This window comes from Schlesneria sp., assembly GCF_036405755.1.
Taxonomy (GTDB): Bacteria; Planctomycetota; Planctomycetia; order Planctomycetales; family Planctomycetaceae; genus Schlesneria; species Schlesneria sphaerica.
Window position 1 is genome coordinate 1 of the sequence record NZ_DASWWZ010000572.1, and the last position, 14,150, is coordinate 14,150.

At 57.0% G+C, this 14,150-nt stretch carries 11 protein-coding genes; 4 read left to right on the forward strand and 7 right to left on the reverse strand.

Annotation, left to right across the window (positions count from 1 at the left end; translation table 11 throughout):
• The 4 genes from VGE80_RS19035 to VGE80_RS19050 all read right to left on the reverse strand — a co-directional run.
• Nucleotides 1-296 (reverse strand): hypothetical protein (locus VGE80_RS19035; protein ID WP_440593762.1); only part of this gene is annotated, 296 nt, incomplete at its 3' end.
• A gap of 614 nt (nucleotides 297-910) precedes the next feature.
• A complete protein-coding gene (locus VGE80_RS19040; protein ID WP_440593763.1) occupies nucleotides 911-1,330 on the reverse strand; it encodes a YkgJ family cysteine cluster protein in 420 nt (139 codons plus the stop codon).
• Between the two features lie 334 nt (nucleotides 1,331-1,664).
• A complete protein-coding gene (locus tag VGE80_RS19045) occupies nucleotides 1,665-4,457 on the reverse strand; it encodes a c-type cytochrome domain-containing protein (protein WP_440593764.1) in 2,793 nt (930 codons plus the stop codon).
• 223 nt (nucleotides 4,458-4,680) lie between these two features.
• The gene (locus tag VGE80_RS19050) at nucleotides 4,681-5,646 is read right to left on the reverse strand and encodes a hypothetical protein (RefSeq protein WP_373652548.1); all 966 of its coding nucleotides are present in this window, start codon (nucleotides 5,644-5,646) and stop codon (nucleotides 4,681-4,683) included.
• 419 nt (nucleotides 5,647-6,065) lie between these two features.
• Between VGE80_RS19050 and VGE80_RS19055 the strand changes: the two genes are divergently transcribed.
• The 4 genes from VGE80_RS19055 to VGE80_RS19070 all read left to right on the forward strand — a co-directional run bounded on the left by VGE80_RS19055 (nucleotide 6,066) and on the right by VGE80_RS19070 (nucleotide 9,335).
• Nucleotides 6,066-6,737: a MotA/TolQ/ExbB proton channel family protein gene (locus VGE80_RS19055; protein ID WP_373652547.1), complete on the forward strand. Its 672-nt coding sequence runs from the start codon at nucleotides 6,066-6,068 to the stop codon at nucleotides 6,735-6,737.
• On the forward strand, nucleotides 6,734-7,492 hold the full coding sequence (locus VGE80_RS19060) for a hypothetical protein (protein WP_373652546.1): 759 nt from the start codon (nucleotides 6,734-6,736) through the stop codon (nucleotides 7,490-7,492). The genes VGE80_RS19055 and VGE80_RS19060 overlap by 4 nt, the downstream gene beginning before the upstream one ends.
• A gap of 38 nt (nucleotides 7,493-7,530) precedes the next feature.
• Nucleotides 7,531-8,022, forward strand: a complete 492-nt coding sequence (locus VGE80_RS19065; RefSeq protein ID WP_440593765.1) for a hypothetical protein — start codon at nucleotides 7,531-7,533, stop codon at nucleotides 8,020-8,022.
• Between the two features lie 80 nt (nucleotides 8,023-8,102).
• Complete coding sequence (locus VGE80_RS19070) at nucleotides 8,103-9,335, forward strand: AI-2E family transporter (protein ID WP_440593766.1); 1,233 nt, start codon at nucleotides 8,103-8,105, stop codon at nucleotides 9,333-9,335.
• A gap of 5 nt (nucleotides 9,336-9,340) precedes the next feature.
• On the opposite strand, the gene VGE80_RS19075 is transcribed toward VGE80_RS19070, so the two are convergent.
• The 3 genes from VGE80_RS19075 to VGE80_RS19085 all read right to left on the reverse strand — a co-directional run bounded on the left by VGE80_RS19075 (nucleotide 9,341) and on the right by VGE80_RS19085 (nucleotide 13,785).
• Nucleotides 9,341-11,260, reverse strand: coding sequence for a hypothetical protein (locus tag VGE80_RS19075; protein ID WP_440593767.1), 1,920 nt, complete (start codon nucleotides 11,258-11,260; stop codon nucleotides 9,341-9,343).
• A gap of 218 nt (nucleotides 11,261-11,478) precedes the next feature.
• Nucleotides 11,479-11,805, reverse strand: coding sequence for a thioredoxin (trxA, locus tag VGE80_RS19080; RefSeq protein ID WP_373652542.1), 327 nt, complete (start codon nucleotides 11,803-11,805; stop codon nucleotides 11,479-11,481).
• Nucleotides 11,806-12,066: 261 nt separating this feature from the next.
• Nucleotides 12,067-13,785 (reverse strand): SufS family cysteine desulfurase, encoded by a 1,719-nt coding sequence (locus VGE80_RS19085; RefSeq protein ID WP_440593768.1) that lies wholly within the window; start codon nucleotides 13,783-13,785, stop codon nucleotides 12,067-12,069.
• Nucleotides 13,786-14,150 lie beyond the last annotated feature (365 nt).

Genomic DNA, 14,150 nt, shown 5'->3' on the forward strand with positions numbered 1-14,150 from the left:
GCCGCCTGCGGGCACCGCTGCGGCGAAAAACGGCTTGCATCCATTACGGTCGGACCATCTGAAATCATTTTCTGCACGAGTTGAACGCGTTCATCGGCCAATACAAAACAGCTTCGAGCATCGATCGACATACCGGGAGGAAGATCGAAACTTCTTTGCCGGGCACCCCGTCGGGTGATTTCCACGCGATGTTCGGTCATCCCCTGGCAGATCAGATACCGCAAATCATTGTTGTTCAGTCCCGCTTCCTTGATCGAGTGAACTTCGAGGGCGAATTCCCACTTCGGAAGGCTCAAACGAAATGCGGTCTCGTGAGCTTGAAGCAATAAAGAGAGTGCATTTTTGAGCTCAGGCCTTATCAGATGTGTGACGTTTTCATCGAACCTTACTTCGCGGTGAGGTTGCATGGTGCGTCTCTGGTGAGTACTAACGCCGACTTGCGCTGGGAGAAGTGCAAGACGATACTAACCATCAAAAAATGGCACGACAATCCCCGGTGTACGCTCACTTATCTCTTTTGTAAGCTGTCTTGTAGGCGATGTTGCCGGCGTCGTCGGCTGATCTCGCTGAACTGCTCGAGCAGTCAAAGTCGCGGGACCTTCGCACCTTGTTAGATTGAGCCGAGCCCTGATTCGCTCCAAGACGTCGGTTGTTCAGAGAGTCGTCAGTGGGGAGGCGAAGTTCACCTTAAAGACACTCGACAAGCTGCGTGTGTTGACGGCGCAGCTTCAGGAGTCGGCTCAAGCCCGTCGTTCCCGATGGCCCGACGCAGCACTTCGGGGGCCTTTCCTCTTTCGGTCCGTTCCTCCGCCCACTTCAGGGGATCGGGCGACCGCAGCTTCCTGAGTAACGGAAGGGATATCCTGCCGATCAATGAAAGACGTGCTGGAAGGACGTCCGGGAGCGCGGTCTAAATGTCGATGATTGCTGCCTGTCTTTCGATCTCTTCCAGTTGCACGAGGTCCCCATTCCCCATGCCGGGACAAACGGTCTGTCCTCGCTTCCAGGTGTCGGGGCTCTCGAGGTTTGAATTCCAGAACGGCCAGGTGCCGCATTGAGGGGGGCGAACCGGGTAAATTGTACATCGACGAGTCTGTCCGTCGAAGAAAGTGCAATCACCGTTGGGGTAGTCGCGGAGCGTTCTTCGGCCACCAATCAGTTTGGTGTGCGTGATGCGGGTTTCCCCGATCGATTCACCGCGAAAATCGGCAATCGCCTGCAGTTCGTCATCGGTGACCCAAACGACGCCCGGAGAACCCGTGCAGCAGTTACCGCACTGCGTGCACGTAAACCTCAGTCCGTCTGAATACCATTTTTCCGTTGTGCTCAATGTAAAACTCTTTTTCCGTCGGAAAGGGTCGGGGAATTAACGTGTGCCCCGTCGGCCCGGAATCTTCAAAATCCGCAGTCCACCTCGGTGGCTCGTCAGACCATCGGTGCTGGAATGCGGCGTCTATTAGAGCAGGTGAACCCACTTTCGTTCAAACGGAGCAGAACCTTCGCGCAGCTCGTAGAGGACTGCGGGTTCCTCTGACGAGTTGCGAAACTTGGAGAACCTTTCACTACCACGTCCGATCCGAATTTCTGTTGAGCGACGAGGCGGTGTTCGAGCAGATTGAAACTGTTTCAAGGGCCGGTTAAGTGGCCCGCTCTGGTCCGGCGCCCTACTGAGCGGCGACTGCTTTGGCATCGGCAGGAGACTTCTTCTTCACTCGCAATGTTACGGGCGCGGATGCCTGATTGCCGACTCCCTGAGTGACAGCATGGATCAGTCGCTCGGTCTCGGGGACCCAGGGACGAGCGGTCAGGAAGATCTGTCGCTCCGTCTCCTGCTTGCGGACCAGCACTCCCGATAGTCCGATGTTATCGACGATAATTCCGTGAGGCAGGTTATCGATGTCAAACCGAACGTCATCCTCGTGACCATTCCGTTCAACGATAATTTTGGCCGTGATCGTCGTGCCCGGCTCGATGACCAGACCACCCTCTTCTGTGGTTGAACGGGGATCATCGGGAACGAGAGAAACTCGGACAGGACCGGGCTTGTCCAGTTTCACCTCCCCGAGTCCTCCGATTGTCTTTGTGACAAGCCGTCCATTGATCTCTGCCGTCGCGAGGATCGTAATTCTGTCCAGGTCTGCTTGAGTCGGTTCCGGAGCAGATTGAGAGGCGGTCAGGACGCTGAACGCTTCATAAAGCCCCGCCTCAATCACAGTGGGGGACGAGGCATCGAAGCCATTGGGCAAACCGGCCAGATCGAGTCTGACCGGCCCGTCAAAGTGATCCACTCGTGACAGAGTGAACTTCAGGCGTTGTCCGCTTCCCGCTGGAACTTTGGGATTCATCGTATTGAGGGTCACAGTGAAGTCAGGGTTGGGCCGACGAACTTTCAACTGATAGGAAAAGTCTGGACCACTGAGCCCCCGAACATCTGTCACTTTGATGAAATACGCACCCGTTGCTGGTGCAGTAAACAAGATTCGCGAATCCTTGCCCAGTTTTCGTTCCGCATCGTCATCGTTGGCGTAATACACGGGAAAGACGGGAAGACCATTTTCGACGATATTCGAATCGGGGGGATACGCTTCGACGATATAGGCGGGCTCATCTTTGGCGTGGGCCGCTGCACTGGTGTCGAAATAACCACGTCTCTTCCCGTCGACCGAGTACAGCACATAGCCCGAGTCAGGACCTTGAGGGGCGCGAAATGTTTTGCAGACTTCTCCGTTCATGTAGACCAACTGATTCAGATCCATTTCTTCCCAGAACTCGAGCCTGACGTCGGGCGAAGACGAATCGATCGGCCGGAAATTAATCCAGGAATCGCGCACTGCCTGCAGGAGTGCTCTGAGCACTGGTTTTCCATTCGGATACTGAATCTCGAGTTTCGTATCGGCATATGATCCGTTGCGGGCGGCGATCGTCTCGAAGACGAACTGGTCACCATGACGAGCTTCGATCCGGTAGTAATCGCCGTCGGACGTGGCTCGGTTCGCGCTATTCAATTCTCCCTGCACGAGACAGGGAACCGACAAGGCTTGAGCGGTTTGTGGAGTGTCGTTCGGCTCGATCTCGGTTACGGGACTAAGATGCTGCGAGAGCGCGATCTCTGCAGGACGTGTCGTCTCGACCAGTGGCGCCATTTCTCTGTGCGAGTCAGCCCAGGCGGAATCGATGGAGTAGATCTGATGATCACCGTTCATGCGTCCGACAAGTAGCCGCCGGTTGTCGGGGGCGAAGGCCAGTGCCGACGCCCAGTCGGGTTGCCGTTCAAGGACGGCCACCTGGGTGTACTTGTTTGTTTCCCAGATCTTGATGCGCAGGTCTTCGGAGGTTGACGCCAGCAGGCGACCGTCAGGCGAATAAACGACAGCCAGAATCGGACCTTCGTGTGCAAACCGCGCGAACAGAACGGGGTTCGTCCCTTCCTGACCCGTGTCGCTGATCTGCCAGATTCGGATTCGAGCATCGGCCCCTCCTGAGGCAACGTGTTTCCCATCAGGACGAAACGCCACCGACGTCTGTTCCTTGGCTGGCTGCGAAAACGTGTCGAGTCGACTGCCAGAAGTGACATCCCACAGTTTGACGGTTCGATCGCCACTTGCTGTGGCAATCAACTTCCCGTTCGGCGAGAAACTCGCACTATAGATCGCGTCGTTGTGTCCTTGAAAAGTCTTCAGGGATCGACCTGTCGCGACGTCCCAGACGATCAGATTGCGGTCATATCCCGCAGTTGCGAGCGTCCGTGCATCGGGACTGAGCTGTGCCGAGTAGAGTGTGTCCTGGTGTCCCTGAAACAGGGCACTGCGGGTCCAGTCGGCGGTGTTCCAGAGGGTCGCTTCGCCGAGCAGTCCCACTTCCCCTGCTGCCACACAAAGCCACTTACCGTCCGCAGAGAAACGAACTTCATTCACCGACCCTGTGTGTCCCCTGAGGGGGATGACGTTTTCCCCGGTGATGATTTCGATTCGTTGAGCCCCAGCCAGAGCAATCGTGTTTCCATCAGGAGAGAACGCGACGGATGTAATCGCTTCGTTTACTTTTCCTCTGGGGGTGATCCTGGGTGTGACGAGGTCAGGGCGAGTGAAGGGCGCAGCAGGCGCTTTTGCGCCGGCATCGATCCATTCACGAATCGCAGCAACTTCCTCGGGCGCGGGAGCAGGATGATCTTTCGGCGGCATCCTGGTTTCGTCGGTCGCGGTCAGGCGTTTCCAGAGCAGGCTTTCACGGCTCTTTCCTGCCACAATTCCAGGCCCTTCACTTCCCCCTTGCACGGTGCGGGCGTAGTCCTGCAGGACGAGGCCACCTTCCGCCTCTTGGGGGTTGTGGCAGCCGACGCAGTACTTCCGCAACACCGGCAGCACATCCCGATGAAACTCGGGTGGTTCCGTGGCATTGGCGAAAATTGGCGCGAACAGTAGACCAGCGATACCAGCGAGAAGCATCCGACTTTGCATGGAACGGACCTTTGCAACCAGGTGCGTAAAGAGTCCTCATCCTACGGCTGGGGGAAGAATCATGCCATCAAAAACGAACTGCTTCTTTTCATCTCGACCTGGCCACTATTATGTCATCGACAAGCAGTCATCGAGTTTCCCCGCTTGCAAACTCAATTGTTCATTGTCTCCCGTAAGTGTAACCAGGTTTGTCGGGCACGGTCTGAACTCCCGCGCCGGGACTTCATGCAACTTGCAACTGGGCACCATGGTTTAATGGTGAGACCACGTCGAACGTGCAATCGGACCACCGCGGATCCTGTCGGAAGTCCCTGCAAAGTTGGTCTGCGTGAGTTTTGCTATCGCAGAGCGCAGCCAGCGTGGGACCCCACGAAGTTTGAGCGACGCCCTCGATCCCTTGCCGTCGAATGACATCCGCCCATTCCGCCATGCGAGGATGCGCGAAGACCCCGCCTTGCGTGGGAGTGAAAAAGTCACCGACGGCATGGCCGAAGGCAAACATCGATTCACTGCAGCGTGAGAAGTCACGTTCGATGACGGCCGGCAACCAATCCATCAGGACGATCCGGCAAAGCTCAGCGGTGAGTGAGCTGGGCATGGGAGGTTGCCGTGCAAAGGCCGATTGCTCGGCTTCGCCTGACAGCCCCGCTGCTGAAACCGGTTTGGCAAGTACAAATTTCCATTCATCGGGGAAAGGAACTCGAGCGACCAGTGTGCCTAGCTGATTCGCGTCCAGCCGTCCCCCATCGACCAGGAACCCCCCTTGCTGAAACCCATACAACCCCACGGCGGATCGCATCCCGCGTTGCACGCGCCGAGCCAGGACTGGAAGCGGTACCTGAGACTCACCGGACAGTCGCGAGATCAGGCTGGCGACGGCCAGACCTAACTGCGTTCCCGAACCGAATCCACAATGGGAAGGGACCGTTTCGAGGATTTGAATCTGACAGGCCACGCGGTCTTGCGGTGCGAGATGTTCACGCGAGCGTCTCAGAAATTCGGTCACCCGGGATATCAGGTGCGTCTCGCCCAGTACGGCATCCTGTGTCTGACGCCGTGCTTTGAGAACGAGTCTTGGCGCGTCGATCATGACTCCGACTCCGCCGAAGCGGCCACCTGCCGGTGCTGCCACTGACAATGGTCCGAAGTGCAGGCGTGCGCCAGTCGTAATTGAGACTTCGTTGATCATATTTCTTTCAGTTTCAGGGACCCATCGGTCACGCCACGCGGACTGAATCTTTGTCGGACGCTCTCACGAGATGCACATGGCTGCTCGTCAGAGCAGTCGTGGCATTGTCGTCACAGAAAAGAAATGTTGCACGGCGGGAGTGTACAACGAATCAACGCTTTTATCCTGCGTTCGAGCGGCGGAAGGAGGCTGGCAGCGACTGACACGTTGAAATCCTGACGATCATTCAATGCGAGAGGCCTCCGTCCGGTTCGGACTGGGCGCGCGGGGGATTTTCCCCGCCACTAAGCAGATTGCCGACGACGATTGGTTACACTGTTGGGTGGGAGTGGCTCATCGGTTCTTTCTCGCCCCGATCTCGTTATAGAATCATTGGTTCAGGATCCGTCCCGTTTTGGTTTCTTTGCTGAGGCAGGTTCATGCCAGTGTTGACGTCCGAAACTTCGGCCGAATTGTTAAATCGACTGTCCCATCTGTCGACACCCGTTATTGCCTCGGTGGCACTCGTGCATCTGCTGGTGTTCTTCTGGTTGATTGTCTGGTCGCGGCGTGACCTGCGGCGAATGGCTTCAGATTTCGACCAGTTCACGCGGGAATTGAAGTATCGAAGCATTCTCGATCGGGGATCAAACCTGTCGGATCAGATCGACGCCTTTCTCGCCGACATCAAAGATGTTCTCGATGATCCTTCCAAGACGACCGAACGGCAGAACCTCTGGCTGCGAATGCGGATCCTCGATGAGGAACGCCGCTATCTTCAGTCACACGCCTTTGAGACGTGGTACAACATCAGTCGTACCATGATTGAAGCCTATCCCCTGGCAGGAGTGCTGGGAACCGTTCTTGCGATCGGAGCCGGCCTGCAGTCGGGGCAGTCCAACGCTCAGCAGACCGTCTCGGACATTGTCCGCAATTTCGGTGAGTCGATCTGGTCGACGTTCATGGGACTGTTCTCGGCAATGGTGCTGATGTTCGTTAACAGTATCGTCGAGACGAAGTTTCGACGCCTGGCCGAGAATCGGGTCCACGTTCGGGAGACGGTAGCGCGAGCCAAGCGGGAATTATCGATCACGGCAGGAGCGCGTACATGATGCACGTTCGCCGTCTGACGCTCCAGTTGACCCCCCTGCTTGATCTGATGCTGATCGTGATCTTCGCCCAGTACATGGAAGTTCGCATCGTCGCCACGCAGGAAGCGGATCGGCTGGCGAAAGTGCGCGAATCGGTCACCGAAGAGAACGCGGCGCTTCGTCAGCAGGTCGACCAATGGGAACTGCAGCAACGGTCGATTGATCAATCGCGACATGACGAACGCGAGCAGCTCGGGCAACTCGTCCGGGAGCTGTTCAAGATCCCGGAAGCGACGCTGAATAAGTTCCTGCAGCCGCGCAGCAAGAATGAGTCGGGTGGAATCTCACCTGCCGATGTGGCTGATCTCAAAGCGAGGTTTCAACAACTGGCATCATCGCGGGGCGATGAAATCGTCGATCACCTGCTCACCTTTAACGAGATGCGCAAACAATTCGACGTTTGGGAACTTTATATGCAAGAAGACGGTTCCCTGTTGATTACAATCGGGCAGGATCGGCAGCGAATCAAGTCGCAGGTCATTGAATCGGCTGAAAACTTTGTCGATACCATCCTGCAGGTCAGCAAGAAGTTTCCGACGACGAAAAATAGCGTATTGATGCTGTGCAGCTATGGAAATTGCAGACTTCGCCATCGATTGGCGATGTCGCGTGGCCTGCCTGCCCTCGCCGAACGGTTAAAGGGGGACGGCGGAAGTACGCAAAAGTTCGATTATGCCGTTTTCGGTTACCGGCCTCAGCCTGAGCTGGGGCGTTGACTAGTGAACTATACGATCCTTACGAAAGGTTGATTCCAATGCCGGGAAAATCACGCGGAGGATTGTTCCGCACGCGGAACATACTGGGGGCTGCCTTGCTGGTGGGCCTGGGTGTGGGGCTTTACCTCGGCAAATGGGGGTTGGGAACCGGGGGAAGTGACGGCTGGGGAACGGGGGGGGGCGAGACTCATGTCAGTGTGAACTCTGACGGCGTCGTCAATCCACCACAAACCCTCAAGTCAGAAGTCCCTGCACGCGTCTACCCTGTCACGGACGTCGTTCGCGTGGTGATCGACGAAGACAGTTACCTGCTACGGCAGGAAAGTGACGGATCCAAAGATGTACCGATTACACTTCCGGAACTGATCAAACTGGTCGAGCAGGCGAAGGGGGATGCTGACGGGCTACGAGTGCGAATCTATGAAAATATGACGGCACGCGCTGAGGCTGAGGAAAATCTGAAACAGGAATTGTCGAAGGCAGGGGTACCGGACGCTTCGATCTTCTGGGTCCCGATCACCGCGGAATAATCGGATCCAGTCCCGCAGGGGAGCCCCTGCAGAACTGTTCCATTCGATCGTCTTGTCACTTTCTCGGGCTGAAAGTCTGCATGAACCGGGTCATCTCTCTCTCCGTGCTGTTTGCGTTGATCCTGCTACTGGGCGGAATGCTGTTTCATGTCATAGCACCTTTCATCCTGCCTCTGTTCCTGGCTGCAGTGCTGGCCGTGATCTGTCAACCGATGCAGGCGTATTTCCAGCGTAAGTGTGGTGAGCGCCGTTCGCTGGCCGCCGCGTTGACGACCTGCGCCGTGGTGGCTCTGGTTGTGGTACCGCTCGTGATTGGGACGTTCTTCTCTGCCGTGCAGCTTTATTCACTGGCAGAGCAGCATCTGGACGGTGACTGGCACCGCAGTCTTGATTTGCTGTGGACCCGTACGGTCACTCCGGCCATCGAACGACTGGAACCCATCGTTCCTGGGGGCTTGTCGGAGGAACGTATTGATACCTGGAAACGCCAGTTTGGCGAGAGCATGCAGTCGCTGGCACGGCAACTGGCCGGACGAACCTTTCAGTATGCTTCCTCGACCGTGGGAATGTTTGTTTCACTGACTGTCGCTGCCGGGATTTTCATTACCGCCCTTTACTACTTCCTTGCCGATGGCCCGTTACTGATTGCAGCCGCAGAGGAACTGATTCCGGTTCCGGCTGATCATCAGCGCCGGTTGCGCGAGCGGTTCTCGAGCGTGGTACGAGCGGTCGTTACCGCCACGTTTCTTGCAGCGTTAATTCAAGGATTCGCTACTGCGATCGCGATTAACTTCTGCGGGATCGGCCATTTCTGGGTCTTCCTGGCAGTCGCCACGGTCGCGTCGGTCGTACCGCTGGTGGGAGCCTGGATTGTCTGGGTTCCCTGTGCAGTCTGGCTGGGGCTGCAAGGCAATTGGATGGCTGCTTCGCTGTTGACGTTCTGGGGCGTCTGCATCGTCAGCATGCTCGACAATATCGTCAAAATCTACGTTCTACAGAATGATACCGACCTGCACCCGCTGCTGGCGTTTCTGAGCGTGGTGGGGGCCCTTCAGGTACTTGGACTGTGGGGAATCTTCATCGGCCCCATCGTGGCGTCCTGCCTGTTCGCATTAATTCACATGTTCAATGCCGAGCTGAAGGAACTCGTGCAGCAAGGGAATAGCCAGGCGAACCCTGAACCTTCCACTCCGCTGCCATCGCAAACCGGAGCGGTCATGGACGCGGCCGTCCCGGTTCCCGTAGTGGCGACACCCTCTTCGAACCCATCTCACTCCGGTGGATCCGGCGTCAAGTCGAAGCGTCGCAAGTGAGATGATCAGGGAGGAGGAAGAATCGTATCGATGTCGACGATCTGGCCTCGATTGTTCTCGCCCAAAGAGGCCAGCAGTCGACGAATGAGTTGTTCAGCCTCAGTTTTTTCGATCAACCAGCGGTCCCGGGCCGCCAGCCAGTTCGCCTGACTTGAAGACGATTCCTGTTCGGATTGCTTCAGCCGTTCTTCACCCTGCCGCAGTTCTTCGTCCCGGGCTTCGAACCATGCCGTGAGCTTCTGTCGTTCCTGAACGAATTCCTGCTGCTGGCGCTCGAACTTCGTCTGCGTTTCCTGCAGTTCGCGACGCTGCTCCTGCAAGGTTTCGTACATCTGCTGATAGTAGCCCGAGAGCGAAACGCGGACTTGTTCGACGCGTTGACGTGCTTCTTCCTGACTGACGACCTCTGTCAGTTGTGCCCAGGCTTCCTCGACAGCCAGTCTCATTTCGAGCGTGGCGCGATGGGTCTCTTCGAGTTCAGCTCGCAGTTTGTCGAGACGGGCGCGTCGACTTTCCATCCCTTCACTGCGTTCGGCCAGGGCATCCAGTTGGCGTCGGATTTCCGCCTGCTGCAGCTGACGTTCCTGTTCCCAGGCGTCCCGTTCGGCCTGAAAATTTTGCCTGTCGAGTTCCGCCGTACTGCTGAGTGCCTGTCGAGTTCGATTAAATGTCTCGTATTCGCGGTCGATGGACTTCTCACGTTCGTCGATCGACGAACGGTACAGGTCGATCTGCCTGAGTCGCATCACCAGCAGCATGCTCGTTTCTTCCAGACGCGTCATTTCGACCTGTCGCTCGTGACGATAGTCGTTCTGGGCACGTTCGAAGTCAGCACGTGACTTATCGAGATGTTCCTGCTGGAAGCGAATTCGATTCTCGACCAGTGTTCGTTCGCGGGCCAGCTCTTCCTGCTGGAGAGTCAACGTTTTCTGTTGTTGCTCAACCGAATTCAACAACTCACTTCGTTCCGCGTGAAGTGCTTCGGCATGCTGCTGCCGCATTTTTGTGAGTTCGATTGAGAGTGCTTCGCGCGCGGCGAGAAACTCGGCATTGGCGCTCTGGACCGTCGCCTCGAGCAGAGACTTTTCACGGTCAAACTCGTTCTTTTCCAGTTCGCGGGCTCTCAGCCACGCTTCTTTTTCCTGTTGGAACGCTTCATTTCGCTGTTCCCATTCTGTCGTTAAAGACTTCCACAGGTTTTCACGTTCCGTTTGCAGGGTGCGCGCATTCGCGACGCTCAACTCTTCCCGCGCCCGCTCAACTTCGTCCTTCAGCAGTTGCAGTCGGTCCGCTTCTTGCTTGAGGGACTGCTTAATCTGCTCGATCTGAGCCCGCTCGCCGTTCAGTCCTGCGAGAACTTCCTGATGAATCGTCTGCCGACGCTGGTAGAGCTGAACTTGAAGCAATTGCAGCGACTCGCGCCCCGCTTCCAGCTCGCGGATCCGGTCTTCCAGTTCGGCCGTGCGCTGTGCGAACGAGGCTTCGATAGTGTCCTGCTGGGCCCTTCGCGCATCGAGTTCGGCACGTTCTTCAGTGATTTCATGCAGCAGTCGCTGACGTTCCTCTTCGAGGACACTCTGCCGTTCACGCAGCTCGTTGTCCCGCTGCATCAGGTCGGTCAATTCGGACTGAATCTGCTGCTGCAGTCGCTGCGCGAGCTGGCTGACTCCCGGCAGATCACCGACTTCGATGCTTGTTGCCCGGGACGGCGTTTCGGAAGCAGGAGCACCGGGTACCGAGAGCTCTCGATGCTCAATGACGTCAACATCCGGTTCGTCAGCAGGGATTCGAACGGTCGTCGTGGGGGCTGCCGAGATATGGGGGCCATCGATTCGCAGGCCATTCGCAAGTAATGCGGGCCGTTGCGAGTCGGGGGACCGGCGCAAAGAGAGATGGTCCTGACCATCCTTGACTCGCTCGTTCATACGGGAATCCTTTCCCAGACTTGCGTGTTACATCACAACGCAACCACACAAGCGATCAAACTACTGAGGCGACTGATAAGTTTTTCTACTGAAACGGGCTCGCAGGTCAGACATGCTGGCCAGCGGGGCTGGTGGCAATGCCTGACCGGAACCGGCTGGCCAATCCCGCAATCGATCCGTCCGTTGGGGATTGGTCCAGTTGATCCGACAGCAATCTCTTAGAGATGCTTATCGATTGCGGCGCTGAGCCTGGACTTGGGAGTCACACCGACGAATCGATCGACGATCTGACCATTTTTGAACACGATGACAGTCGGGATCGAGCTGACGCCATATTCGCTGGCGACGTCCTGATTGTCGTCGATGTTGACCTTACCGATCTTGGCACGGCCGGAATAGTCCTTGGCGAGTTCTTCGATGGTGGGGCCGAGCATTTTGCAGGGACCGCACCAGGGAGCCCAGAAGTCAACCAGAACGGGTTCCTTGCTGTTGATCACATCGGACTGGAATCCTGCATCGGAGAATTCCGCTACATTGCCTGCCATGATTTTCCTCTCGGATCGAATAAACCGCGCAAATGTTCTGAACACGGGATTATAGACAAATGCCGGATTGGGTCAATTTGGATACGCGGGCCGTCTTAGCGGCCCATCCCCCCCGTAGCCGACTACTTTCATTCTCGGCAAAAAGCCGCTTTGGAGTTGCGTCTACAATGCAAGCCGGGGCCTGAAATGCCGGATCAGATTGGCAATTTCAGGCCCCGGTTTTTGTCGCGGAGTTTAACGACGCTAACGGACTCTCCGTCGTTAATGACGCTGTCGCGCTCCGTAGGTGCCGTATGCCCCTTGTGAAAAGTTGACCGATCGAGAACTGATTCGTTTTACCGAACTGACCAGATGATCGATTTCCTCAGTGGTGTTATAGAAAGCGAACGAAGGGCGAACCGTCGCGTCCAGCCCATAGCGTCGCAGCGACGGCTGTGAGCAGTGGTGGCCGGCCCGAACGGCAATTCCTTCCAGATCCAGCAGCTTGCCAACCTCTTCTGTACGGAAGTCCTTCAGCACAAAAGAGATAACACTCACCTTTTCACGGGCCTGTCCCACGATGCGCAGGCCGTCGATCGGCAGCAACCGCTCGGTGGCGTAATGCAGCAGATGATGTTCGTACTTCCCGATGTTGTTTAGACCCAGACTCTGGACATAGTCGAGAGCGGCCCCCAGCCCGACGACATCCGCGATATTCGGCGTGCCTGCCTCGAACTTGTTAGGAGGATCCGAATAGGACGTTTCTTCGAACGTCACATTCTTGATCATGTTGCCTCCTCCCTGCCAGGGGGGCATGATCTCCTGCACCTCCTGCCGGGCGTAGACGGCTCCGATCCCCGTGGGGCCGAAAATCTTATGTCCCGAAAAGACGAAGAAGTCGCACCCGATTTCCTGGACATTCACGGGAATGTGAGAAACCGACTGCGCTCCGTCAATCAGCACACGAGCTCCGTACCGCTTCGCCATCTGCGTCATTTCGGCAACGGGAAGTATGGTTCCCAGACTGTTTGACGCCTGCGTGAGAGCCACGAACTTCGTCTTCGGGCCCAGCAGCGCCTGGTACTCTTCCAGAATCACTTCCCCACGGTCATTCACCGGGATGACCCGCAGGACGGCCCCCTTCTCTTTCGCTACCATCTGCCAGGGAACAATGTTCGCGTGATGTTCGAGCATCGACATCACGATCTCATCACCCGGCTGCAGGAACTTTCGCCCATAGGTCTGGGCGATCAGGTTCACCCCTTCGGTCGTTCCACGCACAAAGATAATTTCCTTGGACGAAGCGGCGCCCAGGAACTGATGGACCTTGTCACGTACCCCTTCGAATGCATCGGTCGAGCGGGCTGCCAGCGAATGGGCGGCACGGTGAATGTTCGAATTATCATGAGCGTAGTAATACGAGATCGCGTCGATCACCTGCTGAGGTTTCTGCGTCGTCGCCGCGTTGTCGAACCAGACCAGTTGCTTGCCGTGAACTCGCTGGTGTAAAGCAGGAAAATCACGTCGAATCGACGGCAGATCAAACGGCCGGGCTCCCGATAGGGGGGGCTGTGGCAATTGAGGGGGCGTCAGGATCTGTTTCAGAAACGAAATTCCAGGCGAGCCGGGGCAGAACCCATGGTCCACATCGGGGACCGGATTCCGGATCTGGTTCACAAAATTGCGGAGTCCGTCCGGAGAGATATCAGCAACCTGATGCCGTCCACCGCTGAATCCGGTACCGGACTGTCCTGATACCGACTGCAAATCCTGGGGAATGCCGTGCGGTGCGTGTCCCTGCACGTCGGACGGAGCGTACCTCTCAGCGCTACGGGCGCTGATCCCCGGGTGATGCGGAATGCCCCCTTGAGCCGGCAGGCTCGAAGTCGGGAAGTAAGACGATCCGGTCTGGAAATGTTCATGCGAGAACGGGACGCCCCCGTTATGAGGTGAGTTCGACACGTAGCCAGGGGCTGAGGTCGAGTGGGGCACCGAAGTCAATGCGTCGGTGAGATGCGAACCCGAGGAATAAGGAGCGGGACGCTGGGGCAACGAGACGGGGGCGGCGTTGTGGTGTGAACCGGAGAGGAACGGTCCGGACCCATAAGGGACCGCCGCTTGCGGTGTCGTAAAATGAGCGGTCGACAGATGCGGCGTCGATTCGCTGGGGACGGACGCATACGGGTTCGTCGCAGCTGACCCCGATGAATACCCGTTCTGATGCTGTCCGGCAGCCGGATAAGCCCCTGCGGGGGATTGTCCGGTGGCAAACGGCACCGCTTCCTGAGGAAAGGACGAGTACGGCACAGACTCATAAGGGACGGACCCGTATAGCGGCGTTCCGGTCGGGACGGAAGGTCCGTACG